The organism is bacterium, assembly GCA_030652805.1.
GTDB lineage: Bacteria > JAHJDO01 > JAHJDO01 > JAHJDO01 > JAHJDO01 > JAHJDO01.
In genome coordinates, this window is record JAUSPT010000023.1 from 1 (window position 1) to 3,062 (window position 3,062).

2 protein-coding genes and 1 tRNA gene are annotated in these 3,062 nt (G+C 36.9%); all 3 read right to left on the minus strand.

The features are described from left to right. Positions 1–167: 167 nt before the first annotated feature. Positions 168–1,664, minus strand: coding sequence for an Rne/Rng family ribonuclease (locus Q7J67_01200; GenBank protein MDO9463906.1), 1,497 nt, complete (start codon positions 1,662–1,664; stop codon positions 168–170). Between the two features lie 25 nt (positions 1,665–1,689). Next, positions 1,690–1,775, minus strand: a tRNA-Leu gene (locus Q7J67_01205). A gap of 63 nt (positions 1,776–1,838) precedes the next feature. Further along, a complete protein-coding gene (locus tag Q7J67_01210) occupies positions 1,839–2,924 on the minus strand; it encodes a uroporphyrinogen decarboxylase family protein (GenBank protein ID MDO9463907.1) in 1,086 nt (361 codons plus the stop codon). Positions 2,925–3,062 lie beyond the last annotated feature (138 nt).

The following is a 3,062-nucleotide window of genomic DNA, read 5'->3' on the forward strand; positions in this document are numbered from 1 at the left end:
AACCGCTTTAGCTCTCTTTGACTTGCCATGATAATATCCCTTTCTGCCATAATACCCTCCTATTAAATCGGGTATTATAGCCTCTTTAAATTAGGACATTTCTAAATGTGCCAAATAGGACATTATCATTTGTGTATTACAACTCGAATGTCCTGCATGCCATAGTGTTACAAACATTCTATTTCCGAAGCTTCTATATGCATACTCAGATCTGATTCTAGAATTATTTTCTTATTATATGTTAATTCCAACTCGGTCAATGTTTTCCTATAATGCTTTGTAAGATAAGAAGATATGTACGGGTGAATCTTTACCCAGATAGTTTGCATTGATCTGGTTGCACATAACTGCTCTACCCTTCTTTGTAATTCAATACACGTAGTTGCTAATGACTTTATATTGCCATTTCCCTTACAATAAGGACAAACTTGAAATAAATAATCAATGACACTTTGCTTAACTCTTTGTCTGGTCATTTCAACAAGACCAAATTTGCTCAATTGCGCTACTGTAGTCTTAGCCCTGTCCCTTTTTAAAGCATCTTTAAAGACTTGCAATAACTTATGTTTATGCTTTTCGTACTTCATATCAATAAAATCAATTATTATAATTCCTCCCATATCTCTGAGACGTAGTTGACGAGCTATCTCTACACTAGCCTCAAGGTTAATTCTCAAAACCGTATCTTCTAAGGAGGTTTTTCCAACATATTTCCCTGTATTTACATCTATAGAAACAAGAGCCTCTGTCTGCTCAATTAATATCCATCCCCCGCTTTTTAATCTTACTTTATTTTGTAACGCTTTATCTATCTCTTTTTCTAGATTATACTTATCAAATAACTTCTGTTTCTCATTGTATAATTTTATACGAGATTTCATTTCAGGCAATACTCCACCCACAAACTGCCTTAACTTGTTATATTCATCACTTGAATCTATTAGCACTATTTGGATATCAGGACGCAATAAGTCCCTCACAAGTCTGTGAATCAAATTATACTCTTGATAAACCACAGTCAATGCCTCAGATATTTTTGCCCTTTTTTGAATCCTTCTCCAAAGTCTTACCAAATAATTAATTTCATCATAGAACTCCTTTTCTGTCTTTCCTGCACCTCCTGTTCTAATAATGAGCCCCATATTCTCAGTCCTAATTTTTTTGGCAATCCCCTTTAAACGATATCTCTCATTTTGATCATCTATCTTTCTTGATACACCTATATGATCAACTGTTGGCATCAAAACCAAGAATCTGCCGGGTATGGAAATAAAAGAGGATAGTTTCACTCCTTTGGTTCCCAATTGTTCCTTTATCACTTGAACAAGTATTTCCTGTTCATTAGTCAATATATCTGATATAGAGTCTTTTTGGGATCTCCTCGAAACTGTTTCACCGTTTCCTTCGGACTCTTCCACATCTTCTGGTACTGCTGAAGGAGTCGCTATATCCTTAACATGTAAAAATCCATTTTTCTCCAGCCCTATATCTACAAATGCGGATTGTATGCCTGGCAATATGGTCTTTACTTTGCCCTTGTAAATATTGCCTGCAATGCGTCTTTCTCCCTTTCTTTCAATAGCAAACTCCGCTAACACACCTTCTTCCAATAACGCTGTCCTTACTTCACAAGCGTCTACGCTTATAATCAATTCCTTTTTCACTACATTCTCCTAAATGTTTGTTCGGTGCCGGAGGAGGGAGTTGAACCCTCACGGAGTTTAAGCTCCACCGGATTTTGAGTCCGGCGCGTCTGCCAGTTTCACCACCCCGGCTAGATTAAATAGGCAGTTGAATTATAATCATAATCTTATCAATTTAGCAAGTATAATGAAATGTTAGTATCTGCCATATTCATGATAAGATTCTATTAATGCTAGTATATTTTCAACCGGTGTATCTGCCTGGATATTGTGCGCTGTACATATAAAGAATCCTCCTCCTGAGGCAAGATTCTCAATACATTTTCTAACTTCTTTTCTGACGTCTGCAGGAGTGCCAAAAGGCAAATTTGTTTGTATGCTAACTGAGCCGTGAAAGCATAGGTCATTTCCAAATTCTCTTTTTAACTTTTGGTGCTCCATATTTTTTGTTCCTGGTTGTAAAGGGTTTAAAACAGAGAGTCCACAATCTATCATGTCAGGAATTATATCATATACTGACCCACAAGTGTGATGAAGAACAGGTACATCATATTTCTTTGCAATATCAATAAACGCCTTGAACCCTTTCTTAAAGAACTTTCTCCACATTTCTGGAGAACACATTAGACCATTCTGCGTGCCAAAATCATCGCCTGTTACAATTATGTCAATTTTTCCTTCAGTTGCCTGCAAGGTTTTCTCGAGATAAGCCTGATAAAATACGCTTATTCTCTCAATGATAGCTTCAAAAACAGATTCATTTATTACCATATCTATCATTACCTGTTCCATTCCTCTTAAATACTGAGCAGGTTTCCACTGAGCTATTCGATTCAGCCTGTCTCCCATAAAGAGAACCGCCTTATTCTGACATTCGTCACATTGAGAACTTATGTTAGAGAAATCAAGCCAGTCCATCGAAGGCCAATGATTATAGTTTTCTACATCTTTGATATTATCCGCAAAGGCAAGTGGAGGATTTGTCACAGTTTTATAGGATTGCTTTTTATCCCCACATCCAGCATATTCTATTTTCCTTGGCACGCCCCAGATATCCTCATCTGAACCATCAGCATGCCTCTTAAGTTCCGGACCAATATACTCAGGGCCTTTAATGTATCTAAAATCTACATCAAAATGTTCGAGAAGGTCTTCTCTGGATTTCAGATTTAGATATTTCAAAAGCTTATTGTCTGTTTCCTTTGTAGACCAGAAATCCACAGGAACTTGATCAGGCTCTTCATGTTTAAGCGACTTTATGACCCTAGCTTTTGAATTCAAATTTGAGCCCGTTCAACGTTATAACATGTTAATACGCAAGGGGTTAGAGATGGTGATTTTAGAGAGTAACCCAAAAATTCTCTCAAAACGGCGTTTTTTTGGCGTTATCGAGGTGAGAGATCGAAAAAGTAACCCAAT